This window comes from Pseudolabrys sp. Root1462, assembly GCF_001426945.1.
In the GTDB taxonomy this organism is placed as follows: domain Bacteria; phylum Pseudomonadota; class Alphaproteobacteria; order Rhizobiales; family Xanthobacteraceae; genus Pseudolabrys.
The window spans coordinates 28,464-46,284 of record NZ_LMFS01000004.1 but is presented as its reverse complement, the minus strand read 5'-3'; the positions used below and the strand labels follow the sequence as shown (position 1 = coordinate 46,284).

16 protein-coding genes are annotated in these 17,821 nt (G+C 63.7%); 7 read left to right on the top strand and 9 right to left on the bottom strand.

All coding sequences use genetic code 11. The features are described 5' to 3' along the window. Nucleotides 1-30: 30 nt before the first annotated feature. Nucleotides 31-888 carry a 2,3,4,5-tetrahydropyridine-2,6-dicarboxylate N-succinyltransferase gene (gene dapD / locus ASD45_RS21125; RefSeq protein ID WP_056913691.1) on the bottom strand — a complete coding sequence of 286 codons (858 nt, stop codon included), beginning with the start codon at nucleotides 886-888 and terminating at the stop codon, nucleotides 31-33. Between the two features lie 107 nt (nucleotides 889-995). Here dapD and ASD45_RS21120 point away from each other — a divergent pair, with 107 nt between their 5' ends. From ASD45_RS21120 to ASD45_RS21090, 7 genes are all read left to right on the top strand, one after another. Continuing rightward, nucleotides 996-1,628 (top strand): HupE/UreJ family protein, encoded by a 633-nt coding sequence (locus tag ASD45_RS21120; protein WP_244485594.1) that lies wholly within the window; start codon nucleotides 996-998, stop codon nucleotides 1,626-1,628. 108 nt (nucleotides 1,629-1,736) lie between these two features. Further along, the gene (locus tag ASD45_RS21115; RefSeq protein WP_056913690.1) at nucleotides 1,737-2,627 is read left to right on the top strand and encodes a mechanosensitive ion channel family protein; all 891 of its coding nucleotides are present in this window, start codon (nucleotides 1,737-1,739) and stop codon (nucleotides 2,625-2,627) included. Further along, complete coding sequence (locus ASD45_RS21110) at nucleotides 2,617-3,330, top strand: urea carboxylase-associated family protein (protein ID WP_244485593.1); 714 nt, start codon at nucleotides 2,617-2,619, stop codon at nucleotides 3,328-3,330. The genes ASD45_RS21115 and ASD45_RS21110 overlap by 11 nt, the downstream gene beginning before the upstream one ends. A gap of 66 nt (nucleotides 3,331-3,396) precedes the next feature. Continuing rightward, complete coding sequence (locus tag ASD45_RS21105; protein ID WP_056913689.1) at nucleotides 3,397-4,176, top strand: transporter substrate-binding domain-containing protein; 780 nt, start codon at nucleotides 3,397-3,399, stop codon at nucleotides 4,174-4,176. Nucleotides 4,177-4,328: 152 nt separating this feature from the next. Beyond that, nucleotides 4,329-4,991 carry an amino acid ABC transporter permease gene (locus tag ASD45_RS21100; protein WP_056913688.1) on the top strand — a complete coding sequence of 221 codons (663 nt, stop codon included), beginning with the start codon at nucleotides 4,329-4,331 and terminating at the stop codon, nucleotides 4,989-4,991. A gap of 102 nt (nucleotides 4,992-5,093) precedes the next feature. Continuing rightward, complete coding sequence (locus ASD45_RS21095) at nucleotides 5,094-5,744, top strand: amino acid ABC transporter permease (RefSeq protein WP_056913687.1); 651 nt, start codon at nucleotides 5,094-5,096, stop codon at nucleotides 5,742-5,744. Beyond that, complete coding sequence (locus ASD45_RS21090) at nucleotides 5,731-6,459, top strand: amino acid ABC transporter ATP-binding protein (protein WP_056913686.1); 729 nt, start codon at nucleotides 5,731-5,733, stop codon at nucleotides 6,457-6,459. The genes ASD45_RS21095 and ASD45_RS21090 overlap by 14 nt, the downstream gene beginning before the upstream one ends. A gap of 148 nt (nucleotides 6,460-6,607) precedes the next feature. On the opposite strand, the gene oxlT is transcribed toward ASD45_RS21090, so the two are convergent. The 8 genes from oxlT to yidC all read right to left on the bottom strand — a co-directional run bounded on the left by oxlT (nucleotide 6,608) and on the right by yidC (nucleotide 17,804). Further along, complete coding sequence (gene oxlT, locus ASD45_RS21085) at nucleotides 6,608-7,903, bottom strand: oxalate/formate MFS antiporter (protein WP_056913685.1); 1,296 nt, start codon at nucleotides 7,901-7,903, stop codon at nucleotides 6,608-6,610. Between the two features lie 422 nt (nucleotides 7,904-8,325). Continuing rightward, complete coding sequence (locus ASD45_RS21075) at nucleotides 8,326-9,039, bottom strand: pyrimidine 5'-nucleotidase (RefSeq protein WP_056913683.1); 714 nt, start codon at nucleotides 9,037-9,039, stop codon at nucleotides 8,326-8,328. Further along, nucleotides 9,039-10,670: a B12-binding domain-containing radical SAM protein gene (locus ASD45_RS21070; protein ID WP_082541100.1), complete on the bottom strand. Its 1,632-nt coding sequence runs from the start codon at nucleotides 10,668-10,670 to the stop codon at nucleotides 9,039-9,041. The genes ASD45_RS21075 and ASD45_RS21070 overlap by 1 nt, the downstream gene beginning before the upstream one ends. Nucleotides 10,671-10,805: 135 nt before the next feature. Continuing rightward, complete coding sequence (locus ASD45_RS21065; protein ID WP_056913682.1) at nucleotides 10,806-11,801, bottom strand: DUF1036 domain-containing protein; 996 nt, start codon at nucleotides 11,799-11,801, stop codon at nucleotides 10,806-10,808. Nucleotides 11,802-11,973: 172 nt separating this feature from the next. Continuing rightward, a complete protein-coding gene (argB, locus tag ASD45_RS21060; protein ID WP_056913681.1) occupies nucleotides 11,974-12,864 on the bottom strand; it encodes an acetylglutamate kinase in 891 nt (296 codons plus the stop codon). Between the two features lie 35 nt (nucleotides 12,865-12,899). Further along, on the bottom strand, nucleotides 12,900-13,262 hold the full coding sequence (locus ASD45_RS21055) for a DUF423 domain-containing protein (RefSeq protein WP_056913680.1): 363 nt from the start codon (nucleotides 13,260-13,262) through the stop codon (nucleotides 12,900-12,902). A gap of 50 nt (nucleotides 13,263-13,312) precedes the next feature. After that, nucleotides 13,313-13,963, bottom strand: coding sequence for a ribosome biogenesis GTP-binding protein YihA/YsxC (gene yihA / locus ASD45_RS21050; protein ID WP_056913975.1), 651 nt, complete (start codon nucleotides 13,961-13,963; stop codon nucleotides 13,313-13,315). A gap of 1,972 nt (nucleotides 13,964-15,935) precedes the next feature. Next, entirely contained in the window at nucleotides 15,936-17,804 is a 1,869-nt protein-coding gene (gene yidC, locus ASD45_RS21045) for a membrane protein insertase YidC (protein WP_056913679.1), read from the bottom strand. Nucleotides 17,805-17,821 lie beyond the last annotated feature (17 nt).

Sequence of the window (17,821 nt, the reverse complement as noted above, 5' to 3'; positions counted from 1 at the left end):
CCGTAAATTTGTGCCCGTTTGCGGGGGAAATCAATCCCTCAGCAGTTCATTGATGCTCGTCTTGCTGCGCGTCTTCTCATCGACGCGCTTGACGATCACCGCGCAATACAGGCTTGGGCCGATATTGCTGCCCGGCATCGCGTTGCCCGGCAGCGTGCCGGAGACGACGACGGAGTAGGGCGGCACTTCGCCGTAATAGATCTTGCCGGTGGCACGATCGACGATCTTGGTCGACATGCCGAGATAGACGCCCATGCCGAGCACCGATCCCTCGCGCACGATGACGCCCTCGACGACTTCCGAACGCGCGCCGATGAAGCAGTTGTCCTCGATGATCACCGGGCCGGCCTGCAGCGGCTCGAGCACGCCGCCGATGCCGACGCCGCCGGACAGATGCACATGCTTGCCGATCTGCGCGCAGGAGCCGACGGTCGCCCAGGTGTCCACCATGGTGCCGGTGCCGACATGGGCGCCGAGATTGACGAAGGACGGCATCAGCACCACACCGGGGGCGATGTAAGCCGACTTGCGCACCACCGAGCCCGGCACGGCGCGGAAGCCTTCCTTCTTGAAGCGCGCGGGGGTCCAGCCCTTGAACTTGGAATCGACCTTGTCCCACCACTTGGCGCCGCCGGGGCCGCCCGGGATCGCGCTCATGTCGTTAAGCCGGAACGACAGCAGCACGGCCTTCTTGAGCCATTGGTTCACCTGCCAGTTGCCGTCGCCCTGCTTTTCTGCGACGCGCGCCGCGCCGGAATCGAGCAGATCGAGCGCGGTGTCGACCGCCTTGCGCACCGCGCCCTTGGTCTTGGCCGTGACCTTGTCGCGGGCCTCGAACGCCTCGTTGATGGTCTTTTCCAGGCTCTCAAGATTGACTTTGGCAGGCATGACGACCCCGACTTTTTAACTGAAGGCCCGGTTTGTCGGGGGCGGGGCGGGGGATGTCAAGACAGCGCGGAGCCGCTACGCTGGGACACCCAGACAGGAGCCCCGCCGTGCGCCGAAACCTCCGCATTCCCAGCCTTCTCCTCGCCAGTGTCGTGGCGGCAGTCGCCGCCGAGCCGGCCTTCGCCCATCACGTCATGGGCGGCAAGATGCCGGCGACCTTCGGCCAGGGGCTGTTGTCCGGGCTCGGGCATCCGGTCATCGGGCTCGACCATTTCGCCGCCGTGGTGGCGATCGGCTGCCTCGCGTCACTGCACGCCGCCGGCGTGCGGCTCGCGCTCGGTTATGTGCTGGCCATGATGGCCGGCGTCGCCGTGCATCTGATGGGTGCGACGCTGCCGGGCGCCGAACTGTGGGTGGCGCTGTCCGTGATCGCGCTCGGCGCCGTGCTGATGACGCGCCGCGCCATGAGCGCTGCAGCGGCGCTGGCGCTGTTCGCCGCGGTCGGCCTGCTGCACGGTTACGCGCTCGGTGAATCGATCTACGGCGCCGAGCAGACGCCGCTCGTCGCCTATCTGATCGGTCTCGCGGTGATCCAGGGCGCGATCGCGGTCGCCGCCATGAGCGTCGCGCGCCTGCTGATGCGCCGCATGGCGGAGGCCGCGCCGCTGCGGCTGATCGGCGCCGGCATCTCCGGCATCGGCCTTGCCGTCTTTGTGCAGCAGATCGTGCCGGCGGTCTGAAGTTCCACCCGGCCACAGTAACGCCGCACCCTTGTCCGATCTGTTCGGACGCGCCCGCGATGGGTCACACCCGCTGCGGGTGTTCGCATTTTCCAGGAGGCGGAAACGATGGATGTTGTTCCCAACGTCGAGCAACTTGGCAACGAGATTTCGGTATTCGTGACGCAGCTCACCGCCTGGGCAGCGGTCGCCATCCCAAGCTTCATCGGCGCAATGGTGCTGCTGATCGGGGGCTGGTGGCTCGCCAGCCGCGTCGAGCACGGCCTGCGCAGCTTGCTCAGCCGGCAGCGCCACATCGACCCGACCTTGTCGGGCGTGATCTCGTCGCTGGCGCGCTACACCATTCTCATTCTCGTTGTCGTCGCCGTTCTCGGCCAGCTCGGCATCCAGACCACCAGCATCATCGCCGCGCTCGGTGCCGCCGGTCTCGCCATCGGCCTGGCCATGCAGGGCACGCTGTCGAACATCGCGGCCGGCATGATGCTGCTGTGGCTCCGGCCGTTTCGCGTCGGCGATTACATCGACACCGGCTCGGTGGCCGGCACCGTGAAGGATGTCGGCCTGTTCGCCAGCGAGCTGCACACCTGGGACGGCATCTTTCTATTCGTGCCGAACTCGGAGTTGTGGAACAAGCGCATCATCAATTACTCGCGGCTGCCGACGCGGCTGGTCGATCTGAAATTCTCCGTCGCCTACGAGGACGATCCGGAGAAGGGCCAGCAGATCCTGCTCGATCTCGCCCACGCCCAGCCGATGGTGCTGAAGGCGCCGTCCGAGCCGCAGACATTTGTCGATGAACTCGGCACCGACGCGGTGGTGCTGCGGCTGCGCTGCTGGGCCTCGAACGCCGACTACTGGACGGTGCGCCGTGCGCTGACCGAGCGAGGCAAGGCGGCGCTCGAAGGCGCCGGATTCACCATCCCGTTCCCGCAGCGACAGGTGCACTATTACGGTAAGCCCTTCGGACCGGGCGACGGCGACGGCAGGGATGCCGCGTGACGGTTCGCCGTTGCCGGCTGTTGCCGCGCAGCGCTATAAGCGGCGCATGCAGAATGACACGCTGATCGAAATTCCGGCGCGCCACGGCAAGGCGCTCAAGCTCAACAAGGGTCAGGCGGTCCGCCTCATCAACACGCACGGCACGCAGGTCGTCGATTGCTGGGCGTGGAATGCCGCTGATCTCACCGATCACATGAGCATGGAGGCGACGCGGGTCTGGCTGCAGCGCCTCAATCCGCTGGTCGGCGACACGTTCGTCACCATGAAGCGCGAGCCGATTCTCACACTGGTCGAGGATACTTCGCCCGGCGTGCACGACACCTTCATGGCCGCCTGCGACCGCCATCGCTACGAGCGGCTCGGCGTCAAGGCGTATCACCGCAACTGCCTCGACAACATGTTCGAAGGCATGCGCGAACTCGGGCTTGAGCCGCCGATGCCGATCCTGGCCTCGTTCAACGTGTTCATGAACATCGCCGTCGAGCCCGACGGCCGCAGCCTCAACACCGGCCCTGCGGTTACCAAGCCCGGCGACTACATCACCTTGCGCGCCGACATGGACTGCTACGTCGCCTTTTCCGCCTGCCCGCAGGACATCGTGAAGATCCAGGGCGAGGCCGGCGTGCCGCAATCGGCGCATTTTATCGTGCTGGATCAAGGCTTTCCCAATCCGCCGCCGCGCCCCACCTGGGTGCCGCAATGAATTGATGGCACGCCAATTGCTTCAAGTTTGGGCAGCATCTGTTGTCTCAAGCGAGGAGTGGTTCGTATGTCGTTTTTTCGTGCAGTGGCTGCCGGTTTGCTGAGCGTCGGCCTGTTGGCGGGCGCCGCGCATGCGGATGCTCTCGACAGCATCATGAAGGCCAAGGTCATCAAGGTCGCGGTGCCGCAGGATTTCGCGCCGTTCGGCTCGGCCGGCGCCGATCTCAAGCCGCAGGGCCTTGATGTCGATATGGCGAACTACATTGCCGAACAGCTCGGCGTGAAGGCCGAGATCATCGCCGTCACGTCGGCGAACCGCATTCCCTATTTGCAGACTCACAAGGCCGATCTCGTCATCTCGTCGCTGGGCAAGAATGCCGAGCGCGAGGCGGTCATCGACTTCTCGGCGCCTTATGCGCCGTTCTTCTCCGGCGTGTTCGGCACCAAGGACATCGCCGTCGCCAAGATCGCGGACCTCGCCGGCAAGACCATCGGCGCCACGCGCGGCGCCATCGAGGAGCAGGAGATCACCAAAGACGCGCCGAAGGACACGACGATCAAGCGCTTCGAGGACAACAACGCCACCATCGCCGCCTTCGTCTCCGGTCAGGTCGATCTGATCGCGACCGGCAACGTCGTCGCCGCGGCGATCACCGAGAAGAACCCGTCGCGTCCGGCCGTGACCAAGTTCATCATGAAGGACTCGCCGTGCTATGTCGGCTTCAACAAGAACGAGCCGGCGCTGAAGGCCAAGGTCGACGAGATCATCGCCAAGGCGAAGGCCGACGGCACGCTCAACAAGTTCTCGGAGAAGTGGCTGAAGAACCCGCTGCCGGCGGGCTTTTGAGGCACCAGCATAACCCCCAAACTCGTCATGCCCGGCCTTGTGCCGGGCATCCACGCCTTTCTTCCTGAGGAAGACGTGGATGGCCGGGACAAGCCCGGCCATGACGGCGTGTGGCGGCGCTCGTCTTCACCCGACGGCCCATTGGCATAGCCATGACCTACCACCTCGAATTCTCCGCGCTGCTGCCGTACTGGCAGGACCTCGCCTGGGGTCTTTGGTTCACCATTGTGCTCACCGCGGTCTCGACCGTGGTCGGCATCGCGGTCGGCACGTTAGGGGCCTCGGCGCGCAGCTTCGGCCCGCCATGGCTGTCGGGGCTGGTGCGGGTCTATGTCGAGCTGATCCGCAACACGCCGTTCATCGTCCAACTTTTTTTCATCTTCTTCGGCTTGCCGGCGCTCGGCCTTAAACTATCGGAGACGACGGCGGCCTTCATCGCCATGGTCGTCAATCTCGGCGCCTATTCGACCGAAATCATCCGCGCCGGCATCGACGCCATCCCGAAAGGCCACATCGAGGCCGGCGTTTCGCTCGCCATGACGCGGCTCGAAGTGCTGCGCTACATCGTGCTGCGCCAAGCCTTCGCCAAGATCTATCCGGCGCTGTCGTCGCAGATCGTCATCGTCATGCTCGGCTCGGCGGTGGTGTCGCAGATCTCGGCGCCGGATCTGACCTACGCCGCCAACTTCATCCAGTCGCGCAACTTCCGCGCCTTCGAGGTCTATTTCGTCGTCGCGCTCATCTACCTGATGCTCTCGATTCTGCTGCGCTACCTGCTGCGCCTGATCGGCGACCGCTTCGTGAAGGTGGGCTAGCGCATGGTTCCGAAAAGTGAGAGCCGGTTTTCGGATCAAGCCATGCGCAAACAAAATGCGTCGCATGGCGCGACTTGCCTTACCTGGGCCGAGGTGTAGCGCATGAGCGACTTCTCCTTCTGGGTCATTCTCAAGAACCTGATCTGGGCGACGCAGTGGACCATCGCTCTGTCGCTGATCGCCTTCATCGGCGGCGGTATCGTCGGCCTGATCCTGCTGTTCCTGCGCACCTCGCAGGTCAAATGGCTCGAAGTCCCGACGAAGCTCTACATCGAGTTCTTCCAGGGCACGCCGCTCCTGATGCAACTCTTCCTGTTCTTCTTCGGCGTCGCATTGTTCGGCATCGAGGTCTCGCCATGGACCGCGGCCGGGCTGGCGCTGACCTTGTGGACCAGCGCCTTCCTCACCGAAATCTGGCGCGGCTGCGTCGAGGCGATTCCGAAAGGCCAGTGGGAGGCCTCCGCCAGCGTCGCCATGAACTACATCGAGCAGATGCGCTACGTCATCCTGCCGCAGGCGATGCGCATTGCGATCGCGCCGACTGTCGGCTTTTCGGTGCAGGTCATCAAGGGCACGGCGCTCGCTTCCATCATCGGCTTCGTCGAACTGACCAAGGCCGGCACCATGCTCAACAATGCCACGTTCCGCCCGTTCCTGGTCTATGCGCTGGTGGCGCTGATCTATTTCTGCCTGTGCTTCCCGCTGTCCTGGTTTGCCAAACGCCTTGAGGGGAAACTCAATGTCGCTCGTTAGTATTCGCGACGTGCGCAAGAGCTACGGCACCGTCGAGGTTCTCAAGGGCGTGTCGCTCGAGGTCGAAAAGGGCGATGTCGTCGCCATCATCGGCCGCTCGGGTTCGGGCAAATCGACCTTGCTTCGTTGCATCAACGGCCTGGAGACCTATCAGTCGGGCGCCATTCTCGCCGACGGCATCGAGGTCGGCGGCCTGCATGCCAATCTGCGCGAACTGCGCCGCCACGTCGGCATGGTATTTCAGCAGTTCAACCTGTTTCCGCATCTCACCGCGGCCGAGAACGTGATGCTGGCGCCGACCGTGGTCAACAAGACGCCGAAGAAGGAAGCCCGCGCCATCGCCGCCGAAGTGCTCGCCAAGGTCGGTCTGTCGGAGAAGATGGACGCCTATCCGAGCCAGTTGTCCGGCGGTCAGCAGCAGCGCGTCGCCATCGCCCGCTCGCTGGCGATGCGGCCGAAGGTCTTGCTGTGCGACGAGATCACCTCGGCGCTCGATCCGGAGCTGGTCAACGAGGTGCTGCGCGTGGTCGAGCAGCTGGCGAAAGAGGGCATGACCCTCATCCTGGTCACGCACGAAATGCGCTTCGCTCGCGATGTCGGCACGCATCTCGTGTTCATGCATCACGGCAAGGTGCACGAATCCGGCAAGCCGAAAGAAGTTTTCGCTGCGCCGCAGACGCCGGAGTTGCAGCAGTTCGTCAGCGGGATCGGGTAGCTTCCACCCTCTCCCCGTTTACGGGGAGAGGGTGGCGAGCGAAGCGAGCCGGNGATTCTCACGTCTGCGCTTGTAATTCGCCCCTCACCCCAACCCTCTCCCCGCAAGAGCGGGGAGAGGGAGCGCGCCGCGTTCGCGGCAAAGCTTTTCACTCCGCCGGTTGCAGCACCCGCGATTCCTGCGTGGTGGCCCGCGAGCGCATCGGTTTGAGCACGAACAGCGCCAGCGCCACGACGGCGAGGTTCATCAGCGCCGTGATCACGAACACCGCGTGCCAGTTGCCGGTGTGGCTCTTGATGATGTTGGCGAGCGGCACCAGGAAGGCCGAGGCGCCCTTGGCGGTGTACAGCAGGCTCAGATTCACCGTGGCGAATTTCGGCCCGAAGCTGTCGGTGCAGGTCGAGGGGAACAGGCTGAAGATCTCGCCCCAGGTGAGGAAGATCAGCGCCGCGAACACCACGAAGGCCCACGGCGCGGTGCCGAGCGCGCCGAGCAGCCAGTAGGCGACGGCGCCGAGGCCGAAAGCGAGCGCCATGGTGTATTCGCGGCCGATATTGTCGGAGACCCAGCCGAACAGCGGCCGCGCCGCGCCGTTGCAGACATTGTCGACGATCAGCGCCACCGACAGCGCCGAGGCGCCGAACAGCACCGCGGTGTTGGCGACGTTGAAGTCCTTGGCGATGAGCGCGATCTGCGCCGTCGCCATGAGGCCGCTGGCCGATACCAGGACGAACATCACATAGAGCAGCCAGAACACCGGCGTCTTCAGCATCTCCGCCGGCGTGTAGCTGCGCGAGGTCTGCACCAGGTTCGATCGCGCTGGCACGGCGGCGAGTTCGCCCGGCTCCGGTCCGCGCAGCAGCCAGGCCAGCATGAAGACGATGGCGCCCTGGCCGAGGCCGAACCAGAAGAACGTGCTTTCATATCCGGCCGAGGCGATCATGGCGCGGATCGGCACCACGGTGAGTGCGGCGCCGGCGCCGAAGCCGGCCGCGGTGAGACCGACGGCAAGGCCGCGGCGGTCGGGAAACCACTTCACCGCGAGGCCGACGCAGGTCGCATAGACCGCGCCGCCGCCGATCCCGGACAGAACGGCGCCGAGGTAGAGCATCGCCAATGAATCGGCGATCGAGTTTACGATCCAGCCGACCGCGATCAGGATGCCGCCGAACGCGACAACCAGTTTCGGGCCGCGCTGCGCGCCGAGCTTGTCGACGATCCAGCCTTCGACCGGCGTCAGCCAGGTTTCCAGCGCAACGAAGATCGAGAAGGCGAGCTGGATGCCGGCAATCGACCAGCCGTGCTTCTGCTGGATCGGATGCACGAACAAGGTCCAACCATATTGCAGGTTGGCGATCATGATCATGCAGATGATGCCGGCGATGAGTTGAGTCCAGCGATCGCGCAGCGGCGAGTGCGGTTGCGCTAATGCAGCATTGGCCATCTTGTACGCTCCTTGGGTTTCCTCGACGTGTCGTTGTTTTTGATTTTGACAGGCGTAGTGCGCAGGGCGCGCGTCTCGTCGTCGCGCGAGCGGGCGTGGATTGGCCCGCCGCCGGCGTAAAGGTCGGTGATGAGGATGGTGCGGGCCGCCATAGCGGCGATGCCGGCCGCGATCGCAAGATCGGGCCGAACGTCAAAGCGAGGCGAGGGCACTGTGCCCAACCGCATTGCCGAAACCTACGATAGGCGCGCCCCGCTTATCGCAATTATTAAGTATACCAGTTCTGAAAAGGTCAATCTTGCGGTGCCGAAACGGCCCGTAACTTCTGTGTAAATAAGCGCTGGCGCGGCGCTAAGCCGAAAGTCGCATGTCGAGGTTCTGACGCACTGAAAAGCCGGCGGAAAATTCAGCCGCCGCCGTTCTTATTCAGTCGCCGCCATGGTGCGCACCTTGGCCAGGAAGCCGGCGAGGTCGTCGGTGACGTGATCGACATGCGGGTCGCCGCGGCCTTCGAGCTCCCACTCTTCGCGGAAGACTTCGCGCTGGCCGGACGGCACCACCAGCACCGTCGTCATGCCGAGCGTGTGCGGCACTTCGAGATTGCGCGACAGATCCTCGAACATCGACGCCTTGCGTGGATCGACGCCGTGGCGCTTGAGGAAGCGCTCGTACGTGACCGCCTTCGGCTTGGGTTCGAGTTCGGCGGCGACGATGTCGAACACGTCCTCGAAATGCTTGTCGATCTCCAGCCGCTTCAGCACGGCATCGGCATGCGCCACGGTGCCGTTGGTCAGGATCAGCTTGCGGCCCGGCAGCTTCTCCAGCGCGTCGCCGAGCGCCGGATTGGGCTCCAGCGGCGAGTGATCGATCTTGTGCACGTAATCGAGATAGGCGTCTGGATCGAGGCCGTGCTCGGTCATCAGCCCGCGCATCGTCGTGCCGTAGCGCTTGTAATAGTCCTTCTGCACGCGGAAGGCTTCGTCCGCCGTGACCTTGAGGAATTCGGCGACATAGGCGCGGATGCGGTCGTCCACCTGCTGCCACAGCAGGTGATGCGGATAGAGCGTGTTGTCGAGATCGAATACCCAGGTTTCGACGTGGCCGAAACTGCGCGGCGCTGGCTTCTTTACGGTCATTAGTTCAGACGCGATCCCGCCATGGCAACTGATTCACCGCGCACATATGGCACCGCCGGTGCGTTTTTGAAAGCGGCATCGGCGGCGATGCGCCGGTCGATCTCGCCGATCACCTGGCGCGAGAACGGGCCGAGATGCGCGTACATCGCCATCAGCGACACCACGGCGGACAGCGCGGCCGGGTTCGTCCGCGCGCAATTGATGAAGCTGTCCCAGAACTTGCTGCGCCCGCCGGGCATCGCATCGAGGATCCGGTTGACGGTCTGCAGGGAGGCGAGGCGGCGGCGCCGGTCTTCCTTGTGCGGTTCCGGGCGCCCGCTTCGATCGAGCAGCGTGGCCAGACGGTCGAGGCGGCGCGCATAGGCGGCCGGCTCGAACACGCGCTCGAGAATCTTTTTGTAGTCGGTGAGGATATCGTGCAGCGGCCGGAGCGGCTCGAAATTGATGCCGAGCGAGCATTGGTCGCCCGAGCGTTCGACGTCCATCACGTCATGGCCTTCGTAGAGCCGGCCTTCCTTGGCGAGACGGCGCGTCAATTGCGTGTTCGGCAATGCATAAAGCAGGCCGACCATGCTGACCGGGATCGCGCACTCCTCGATGAAGTCCGCCATGGCATCCGCGATTGAGCCCTTTTCATTGTCGAAGCCGACGATGAAGCCGGCGGTGACGAACAGGCCGTAGCTGTAGAGCTTGTGGACGTTCTCCGCCATGTTGCGGCGGGTGTTCTGCTTCTTGCTGGTCTGCCGCAACGTCTCGGGATCGGGGCTCTCGATGCCGATGAACACGGCGAAGAAGTTCGCCTGCTTCATCATCTCGAGCAGATCGTCGTCATCCGCCAGATTCATCGAGGCTTCGGTCGAGAATTCGAACGGATAATTGTGCGCCTGCTGCCAGGTCTTCAGCTCGGGCAGGAAACCCTTGATCGCCTTCTTGTTGCCGATCAGGTTGTCGTCGACGAAATCGACATGGCCGCGATAGCCCAGCGCGTACAGCCGGCTGAGTTCCGCCAGCATCTGCTCGTTGGTCTTGGTGCGCGGTTTGCGCCCGTACAGCTCGATGATGTCGCAGAATTCGCAGGTGAACGGACAGCCGCGCGAGTACTGCACGCAGATATAGAGATAGTGGTTGAAGTCGAGCAGGTCGAAGCGCGGGATCGGCGTCTTGGTGACGTCGGCCGTGAACTTCTCCGCTTCGAACACGCCGGCGCGCTCGCCGCGCTCCCATGCCGCAACGAAGTCGTCGATGACCGTTTCCGCTTCGCCGAGAATCCGGAAGTCGGCCGCCGTGTAAAGATGCGGACTGGAGGTGACGTCGGGGCCGCCGACGGCCACCGGTTTGCCGCTGGCCTGCACCAGCTTGATCAGATGCATGCAGTCGGGCTGCTGATTCATCATGCCGCCCGTCATGACGACATCGGCCCATTCGATGTCGTCGGCGCTGAGTTCCTCGGTGTTCCGGTTGACGAGCTTGAATTCCCAGTGCTGCGGCAGCAACGCGGCGACGGTGATCAGGCCGAGCGGTGCGGCCGGATAGCGCGCGTCAAGCAGCTCGCAGGTGTCGGTATAGTTCCAAAACGAGTTTGGAACGAATTTCGGATAAACGAACAGCACCCTGGACGAACGACTCGACATTCGTTGCATCCTCCTGGTTGTTTATATCGCACGAACGCTCGCGCAGGCCTAAAGGAAAATGGCCGGAACTGCGAGCGAAACCGGACGTGCCGTCGGTGGTATATTCGTCGCTAAGCCTGCGCGAAGTCTGGCGAATCAGGGTTCCTTGAACCGGATCGTCGTCGCCGGTTCGCGGCCGAGATCGACCTCGGCGAAATTGGCGGCGTTGAGGCCGCGCGCCGCGCAGTCCTTGTTATCGGACAGTTCGAAACGGCCATCGCGCGTGCACAACGGCACAGTGCCGCCCCAGGCGAGCGCCGTGCCGCCGCGCTTGATGGCGCGGCCGCCGTCGTCCACCGCTTCGGCGTAGCTGTACAGTTTCTTCGGATCGCCGCGCAGCTCGGGCCTCACGCACTGGCCGGCTTCGACGCGATACCAGCCGCGGGTGATGATGGCGCCGGCTTCCGTGGTGCCGATCGCCGCCATCACCGGATAGGTCGTGTCGTTGCACCAGGCAAAACCGTGGCCTTCCGGATTCTGCGCAGCGTTGATCAGCGTCGTGAAGAAGTCGGCGCCGCTGGCGGCATCGGCCGGCAGCTTGCGGTCGGCAAGGAACCTGGCGATGGCGCCTTGCGTCTTGGCGCCCTGCACGCCGTCGATCGGATTGGCGTCGTAACCGGCGATCACCAGCAGGCGCTGGATGCCGGCGAGGCGGGCCTGATCGTCATCGTAGTCGGCTTCCTCGGCGAGATTGATCGCCGGGCCCTTCGGCGAGTCGGACGGGCGCGCCGCCGAGAACCGCACCTGCTGGTTGATCGGGCAGCCGCGGCCGTCGGAGATCTGGAAATTGCCGTCGCGCACGCAGAAGTCGGAATTGCCGTTCTGCGGCAGCGGCGCCGAGCCGTAGACCTTCGGCGTGCGCACATGGATGTAGCTCATGTCGGCGTCGTAGGCGCCGTCGATGACCTGCTTGCACTGGCCGGGATCGACGGTGAACCAGCCGCGGGTCTCGACATTGGCGCGCTTTTCGAGGCCAAGCGCGACGTCCATGCGGTAGCTGGTGCGGTTGCACAAGGTCAGCTCGGCCCGCGCGGCGGTCGCGGTGCAAACCGCGACGGCTGCGACGAGCCCGGTGATGAGGCTGCGAATCATGCGGGGATAGTAGGGCGCAAATGGGTGCGGCGGAATCGCTGCCTTTCCCGGCCTCATCCCGGGGAGCATCACGAAGTGATGCGTCTCGAAGGACGAGGCCGCCCCATGGTTCGAGACGCACGCCTTCGGCGTGCCCTCACCATGAGGCGGGTAGGATTGCGGGTACGAACCGCTACTTATGCATCAGCGTCCCGGCGCCGTGGTCGGTCAGCAGTTCCAGCAGCACCGCGTGCGGCACCTTGCCGTCCATGATGACGACGCCCTCGACGCCCTGATCGAGCGCGTAGATGCAGGTCTCGACCTTGGGGATCATGCCGCCGGAGATGGTGCCGTCGGCGATCAGCCGCCGCGCGTCGGCGACCGACAGGTCGGTGATCAGGTTCTTGTTCTTGTCGAGCACGCCCGGCACGTCGGTGAGCAGCAAGAGGCGCTTGGCCTTCAGTGCGCCGGCAATGGCGCCGGCGAAGGTGTCGGCGTTGACGTTGAAGGTGCCGCCGTCGGCCGAGGAGGCGACCGGCGCCAGCACCGGGATCATCTCCTTGCCGAGCACGGCGTTGAGCACGAACAGGTCGACCTTGTCGGGCTCGCCGACGAAGCCGAGGTCGACCACCTTCTCGATATTGCTGCCGGGATCGACCACGGTGCGCGTGACCTTCTTGGCCTGCACCATGTTGCCGTCCTTGCCGCACAGGCCGATGGCCTTGCCGCCGGCGGCGTTGATGTAGCCGACGATCTGCTTGTTGATCGAGCCGGCCAGCACCATCTCGACGATCTCGACGGTGGCCGCGTCGGTGACGCGCAGGCCGCCGGCGAATTCCGACTTGATGTTGAGCTTCTTCAGCATGGCCGCGATCTGCGGCCCGCCGCCGTGCACCACCACCGGATTGATGGCGGCCTGCTCGAGCAGCACGATGTCGCGGGCAAAATCGCGCGCCATCTGCTCGTCGCCCATGGCGTGGCCGCCGTATTTCACGACGACGATTTCCTCGTCGTATTGCTGCATGTGCGGCAGCGCCTCGGAGAGGATGCGCGCCTGTTCCTGCGGATTGGTTTTCTGGCTCATCGCCGCGACCTTGTTGGCTGGTTCGGTGCGCTGTTCTAGCGGCGGGCGGCCAGCGCGGCAATGGCGACCAAAAGCCAGCCGATGATCAGCAGCATGCCGCCGGTCGGCGCGGCGAAGGGAAACAGCCGGTGGCCGAGATAGGCGCGCATCGCCACGTCGGCGGCGAACAGCGCCGCGCCGATGACGAAGCCTGCGGTCGCGGCAAGGCCGAGCGGCCGCAGCGTGAGCCCGCTGCGTGTCGCCAGCGTGACGGCGATCGCGGCGCAGGCGTGGATCATCAGCAGATAGCCGGCGCTGTCGAGACCGGTGCCGGCCTTGGGCCCGTGCGCGCCGGCCGCGGCCAGCATGACGCCAAAGGCGCCCATGAGCCCGGCGAGTCCGATGACGAGGGTGTCCATGCTCTTTCTCTCTCCAGCCCCAGTTTATGTCCGGGCCCGTTATTGCGGCACTAGCCCTTCCGCTCATTCAGCAGCCGCGCCACCGCGGCGCGCATCTCCTCGAGTCCGATCCGCGTCTCGCTCGAGGTCGCCAGCACGGTCGGGAACGACGACGGATATTTCGCCAGCGCCACTTCGACTTCCTTGATGCGGGTCTCGAGTTCGGAGGCTTTCACCTCGTCGGCCTTGGTCAGCACCACCTGATAGCTGACGGCGGCGGAGCCCAGCACCTTGAAGGTCGGCTCGTCGGTCGGCTTCACGCCGTGGCGGGCGTCGATCAGCACATAGACGCGGGCGAGGTTGGCGCGGCCGAGCAGATATTTCTCGATCAGGTCGGTCCACGCCGCGATCTTGGATTTCGCCGCCGCGGCGTAGCCATAGCCCGGCATGTCCACCAGCGTCAGCTCGCCGCCGCCGTTGAAGAAGATCAGTTCCTGGGTGCGGCCCGGCGTGCGCGAGGTGCGCGCCAGCGCCTTGCGGCCGGTGAGGGCGTTGATCAGGCTCGACTTGCCGACATTGGAGCGGCCGGCAAAGGCGATCTCGGTGCCGCGCATCTTCGGCAGCGACTCGACCGAGGACGCCGCCGCCATGAATTTCCAATCGGCCTTGAACAGCTTGCGGCCGGTCTCGATTTCGTCGCGGGTGTAGTCAGACGTCGTCATGATCTCTTTCTCGGCCATTCCGGGACGCGGCCGCCCCGGAATGACGGCGTTACCTCGTGGGCCGCCTCTATCACGTTTCCCCGGCGTTGGCTTCCCCGTCGCCTGTCCCTGGCTCATCGGCCAGCGCGATATCGAGGGTGGCATGGCGATGTCCTTGAAGGATGCGCGAGCGCGCTGTCACCACACTCCGTTCGTCCCCGTGCAAACGGGGACCCAGGAGCGGCATTCGCGCCATCAAATGCACTTATCGAGAATGCGCCTTTCTACTCGAACGGCGTCACGCTTTCAAGTATATTATCCTAGGATTGAAGGCCAGGCATCGTCCCTCTCCCCCGCAAAAGGGCGTTCACGCCCGTCGTCAAGAAGATGCGTGGGAGGGTTGGGGAGGGGGCATGACGCGGCTCGCAAGCACAGTCTGTAGCCCGGATGAAGCGCAGCGAAATCCGGCGCGGCTCTTCCATCCGCACCACCCCGGGCCCGTCATCCTGAGGTGCGAGCGCGCCATAAGCGCGTCAACGCGCGTCTTCAAAGCGCCATAAGCGTGTTCACGCGCGTCTTCAACGTGCTATGGCGCGCGAGCCTCGAAGGATGAGCGCGCCCTGTGCTTCTCCGCTCGCCACTTTAGAAGTGGGAGTCGCTTCGTAGGTATCCTTGATGATTCATCCGCGAAGTAGACAAAGGCATTTCTCGTCAGCGAGAATGACTCCGGGGAGGGCGCCAACAATGTTTAGAGACGCACTTGACTACGCATGCGAGTTCACATTTCCCGTAATCCAATTCTGCTTGACAATGGAGGGAAAATGCAGCGCTGGAGCCGCTGCGTTCATCGTTATAAACCCGAAAGGATGGATCATAACCGCCGCTCATGTGATGAAGGACGCTGTTACGCTGGCAACATCCGACAGGAATGCGAGAATTTGGGAGGCGCAGAGAGCCGCCATTCTGGCAAATCAAGCACTGAGCGCAAAGGAACGCCAAAGGCAGCTTGACGCTCTTGGTAAGCACAACAAGAAAGCCGCCCGCCGAGGGTATTCCCTATGGTACTTCAACAACGTTACATTAAGAGACGTATCGATATTGGAAGAAATTGATTTGGCGGTTGCGCGTCTTGATGGTTTTCAGCCGAATTGGGTGTCACGATATCCTTCGTTCAAGCGCCCAGACGATAGCTTTCGCGTGGGCGCTAGTCTCTGTAAACTAGGATATCCTTTCGCGGAATTTGTTCCGACGTACGACGACGCGTCCAATACCTTCTCGCTGAACCAGATGGAGGTAACCTTCTTCCCAATAGAGGGAATGTTCACTCGCGTAATCGAAGTTCCTCCACCGGCTCCGGCTCCGCCGTTCCAACTTAAATTCGTTGAGACGTCATCCCCTGGCCTGCGAGGTCAGAGTGGTGGTCCAACTTTCGATACGAATGGCCATATATGGGCGGTGCAATCGCAAACACGCCACCTTCCCCTCGGATTTAGCCCGGAAATAAGGCACAATGGACAGACACACAAGGAACATCAGTTTCTAAACGTCGGTATGGGCGTCCACGCAGAGACTGTGCTAGGATTTCTTAACCAGTTGGGCGTAAGGCATTCAGTAGCGTAGGAGACAGCACTATGAAGAAACTGCTTCAGTACGATGAAGTGTCTAGTGTGTCTCAAGCCTCGCCAGTGGAAAAAGGCTTCGTCTCTCCGCTTAATAACTCTTACCCGACCGACTATGGTCGAGCGCTGGAGACTGCGGAGGCCACCCCGACGGTTGACGGAGATCGTGCACGCGCTTTTGCGCGCGCGGGACTTCGATAGTCGAGCCGAGAAGGGCGACCTAGCAGGCCACCCCGCCTCCGCTCGCTCCGGCGCCGCCGCTCGCTGCCTCACCCCCAAAAACAAATCGCCGGGCTCTCGCCCGGCGATTTGCATTTGAACAGTCAAGTCGTGGATGGCCGGGACAAGCCCGGCCATGACGGCTCGGGTCGCCCTTACGTCTGCGGCTTCTTCTTACTGAACGTGTTCTTGATGTTGTCGAACAGTTCGATCTTGGCGCCGTTCTTGCGCATGATCGTCGCCTGCTGCGCCACCGAGAGCGAGTTATTCCACGCCCAGTAGATGACGAGACCGGCCGGGAACGAGCCGAGCATGAAGGTGAAGATGATCGGCATCCAGTTGAAGATCATCGCCTGCGTCGGATCCGGCGGCGCCGGGTTGAGCTTCATCTGCACCCACATCGTCACGCCCATGATCAGCGGCCAGATGCCGAGATGCAGGAAGTGGCCGACCACGGGAATGATCGTCGGATCGTAGGGGATGAGGCCGAACAGCGTGAAGATGTTGGTCGGGTCCGGCGCCGACAGGTCGCGGATCCAACCGAAGAACGGCGCGTGCCGCATTTCGATGGTGACGAACAGCACCTTGTACAGCGAGAAGAACACCGGGATCTGGATGACGATCGGCAGACAGCCGGCCAGCGGGTTGATCTTCTCCTTCTTGTACAACTCCATCAGCATCTGCTGCTGCTTGGCCTTGTCGTCGGGGAAGCGCTCGCGCAGCGCCACCATCTGCGGCTGCACCGCCTTCATCTTGGCCATCGAAGCGTAGGACTTCGACGCCAGCGGGAAGAAGATCAGCTTGACGATCACCGTCACCATCAGGATGGCGAGACCGAAATTGCCGAGCAGATGGAAGAAGAAGTCCATCGCCAGGAACATCGGCTTGGTGATGAAGTAGAACCAGCCCCAGTCGATCAGCAGATCGAAGTGGTTGAGGCCGAGCTGCTTGGTGTAGCCGCCGATGCCGACCAGCGGGAAGTTGATGCCGACGGCGGACACTTCCTTGGCGCCGGCGAACAGGCGGCCGGTGGCGTTGCCGGTCGCGCCGGGCGCGACGGTGACGCCGTTCATCAGGTAGTCGGTCTGGTAGGTCGGCGTGGTGCCGATCGTGCCGGTGGTGAAGTGCGCGGTGAGCGCGGCGTCGGTCGGCGGCAGCAGCGCCGCGGCCCAGTATTTGTCGGTGATGCCGAGCCAGCCGTCGGTCACCTTGAAGTCGACCGACTTCACGCCGGCGGCGTTCGGCTTGAGGTCGAGCATCTTCTTGTAGGTGTATTCCTGCAGGCCTTCCGAGCCGAGATAGCCGACCAGGCCTTCATGCAGCACGTAGTAGCCGGCGGTCACCGGCGTGCCGTGGCGCGAGATCAGCGCGTAGGGATACAGCGTCACCGGCTTGTCGGAGGCGTTGGCGACCTCGTCCTTCACGGTGAACAGGTACTTCTCGTCGACCGCGATGGTGCGCTTGAAGGTAAGTCCGGCGCCGTTGTTCCAGGTCAGGATCACCGGGTGGGCGACGTCGAGCTTGTTGTTGCCCTGCTGGGTCCACACCGTGTCGGCGGTCGGCACCTTGATGTCGGCGCTCGGCGGGGTCCAGCCGAACTCGGCGTAGAACGGCTCCGGGCTGCCGGACGGCGACAGCAGCGTGATCGGCGGCGACTTGGGGTCGACGGTCTCGCGGAATTTCAGCAGCGACAGGTCGTCGATGCGGGCGCCCTTGAGCGCGATCGAGCCCTGCAGCACGCCGGTGTCGATCTGGATGCGCGGCGAGGCGGCGACGGCGGCGTCGCGGGTCTGCACCGCGGGCTGGCCGGTCGCGGTCGGCGTGCCGGGCACGGTGCCGGGGGCCGTTGGCGCAAGGCCCGACTGGGCGTTGCCGGTCGGCGGCGCCACCGGCTGGGACTGCTGTTGCTGGGCGGCGAGCTGCTTCTGCTTCTCCGCCTGCGGCATTGCATAAAAATATTGCCACGCAATCAGCACCACGGCGGACAGCACTATGGCGAGAATGGTGTTCTTGTTGTCGGTCATCGGGATCCCGTTTTAAG

What these genes read in the sequence shown, in the direction of transcription:
- ASD45_RS21065 (WP_056913682.1), bottom strand. Translation starts at nt 11,801, where the DNA reads ATGATTCGCAGCCTCATCACCGGGCTCGTCGCAGCCGTCGCGGTTTGC.
- yidC (WP_056913679.1), bottom strand. Translation starts at nt 17,804, where the DNA reads ATGACCGACAACAAGAACACCATTCTCGCCATAGTGCTGTCCGCCGTG.
- argB (WP_056913681.1), bottom strand. Translation starts at nt 12,864, where the DNA reads ATGAGCCAGAAAACCAATCCGCAGGAACAGGCGCGCATCCTCTCCGAG.
- ASD45_RS21105 (WP_056913689.1), top strand. Translation starts at nt 3,397, where the DNA reads ATGTCGTTTTTTCGTGCAGTGGCTGCCGGTTTGCTGAGCGTCGGCCTG.
- ASD45_RS21055 (WP_056913680.1), bottom strand. Translation starts at nt 13,262, where the DNA reads ATGGACACCCTCGTCATCGGACTCGCCGGGCTCATGGGCGCCTTTGGC.
- ASD45_RS21110 (WP_244485593.1), top strand. Translation starts at nt 2,617, where the DNA reads ATGCCGCGTGACGGTTCGCCGTTGCCGGCTGTTGCCGCGCAGCGCTAT.
- ASD45_RS21075 (WP_056913683.1), bottom strand. Translation starts at nt 9,039, where the DNA reads ATGACCGTAAAGAAGCCAGCGCCGCGCAGTTTCGGCCACGTCGAAACC.
- yihA (WP_056913975.1), bottom strand. Translation starts at nt 13,963, where the DNA reads ATGACGACGTCTGACTACACCCGCGACGAAATCGAGACCGGCCGCAAG.
- ASD45_RS21090 (WP_056913686.1), top strand. Translation starts at nt 5,731, where the DNA reads ATGTCGCTCGTTAGTATTCGCGACGTGCGCAAGAGCTACGGCACCGTC.
- ASD45_RS21100 (WP_056913688.1), top strand. Translation starts at nt 4,329, where the DNA reads ATGACCTACCACCTCGAATTCTCCGCGCTGCTGCCGTACTGGCAGGAC.
- dapD (WP_056913691.1), bottom strand. Translation starts at nt 888, where the DNA reads ATGCCTGCCAAAGTCAATCTTGAGAGCCTGGAAAAGACCATCAACGAG.
- ASD45_RS21070 (WP_082541100.1), bottom strand. Translation starts at nt 10,670, where the DNA reads ATGTCGAGTCGTTCGTCCAGGGTGCTGTTCGTTTATCCGAAATTCGTT.
- oxlT (WP_056913685.1), bottom strand. Translation starts at nt 7,903, where the DNA reads ATGGCCAATGCTGCATTAGCGCAACCGCACTCGCCGCTGCGCGATCGC.
- ASD45_RS21115 (WP_056913690.1), top strand. Translation starts at nt 1,737, where the DNA reads ATGGATGTTGTTCCCAACGTCGAGCAACTTGGCAACGAGATTTCGGTA.
- ASD45_RS21095 (WP_056913687.1), top strand. Translation starts at nt 5,094, where the DNA reads ATGAGCGACTTCTCCTTCTGGGTCATTCTCAAGAACCTGATCTGGGCG.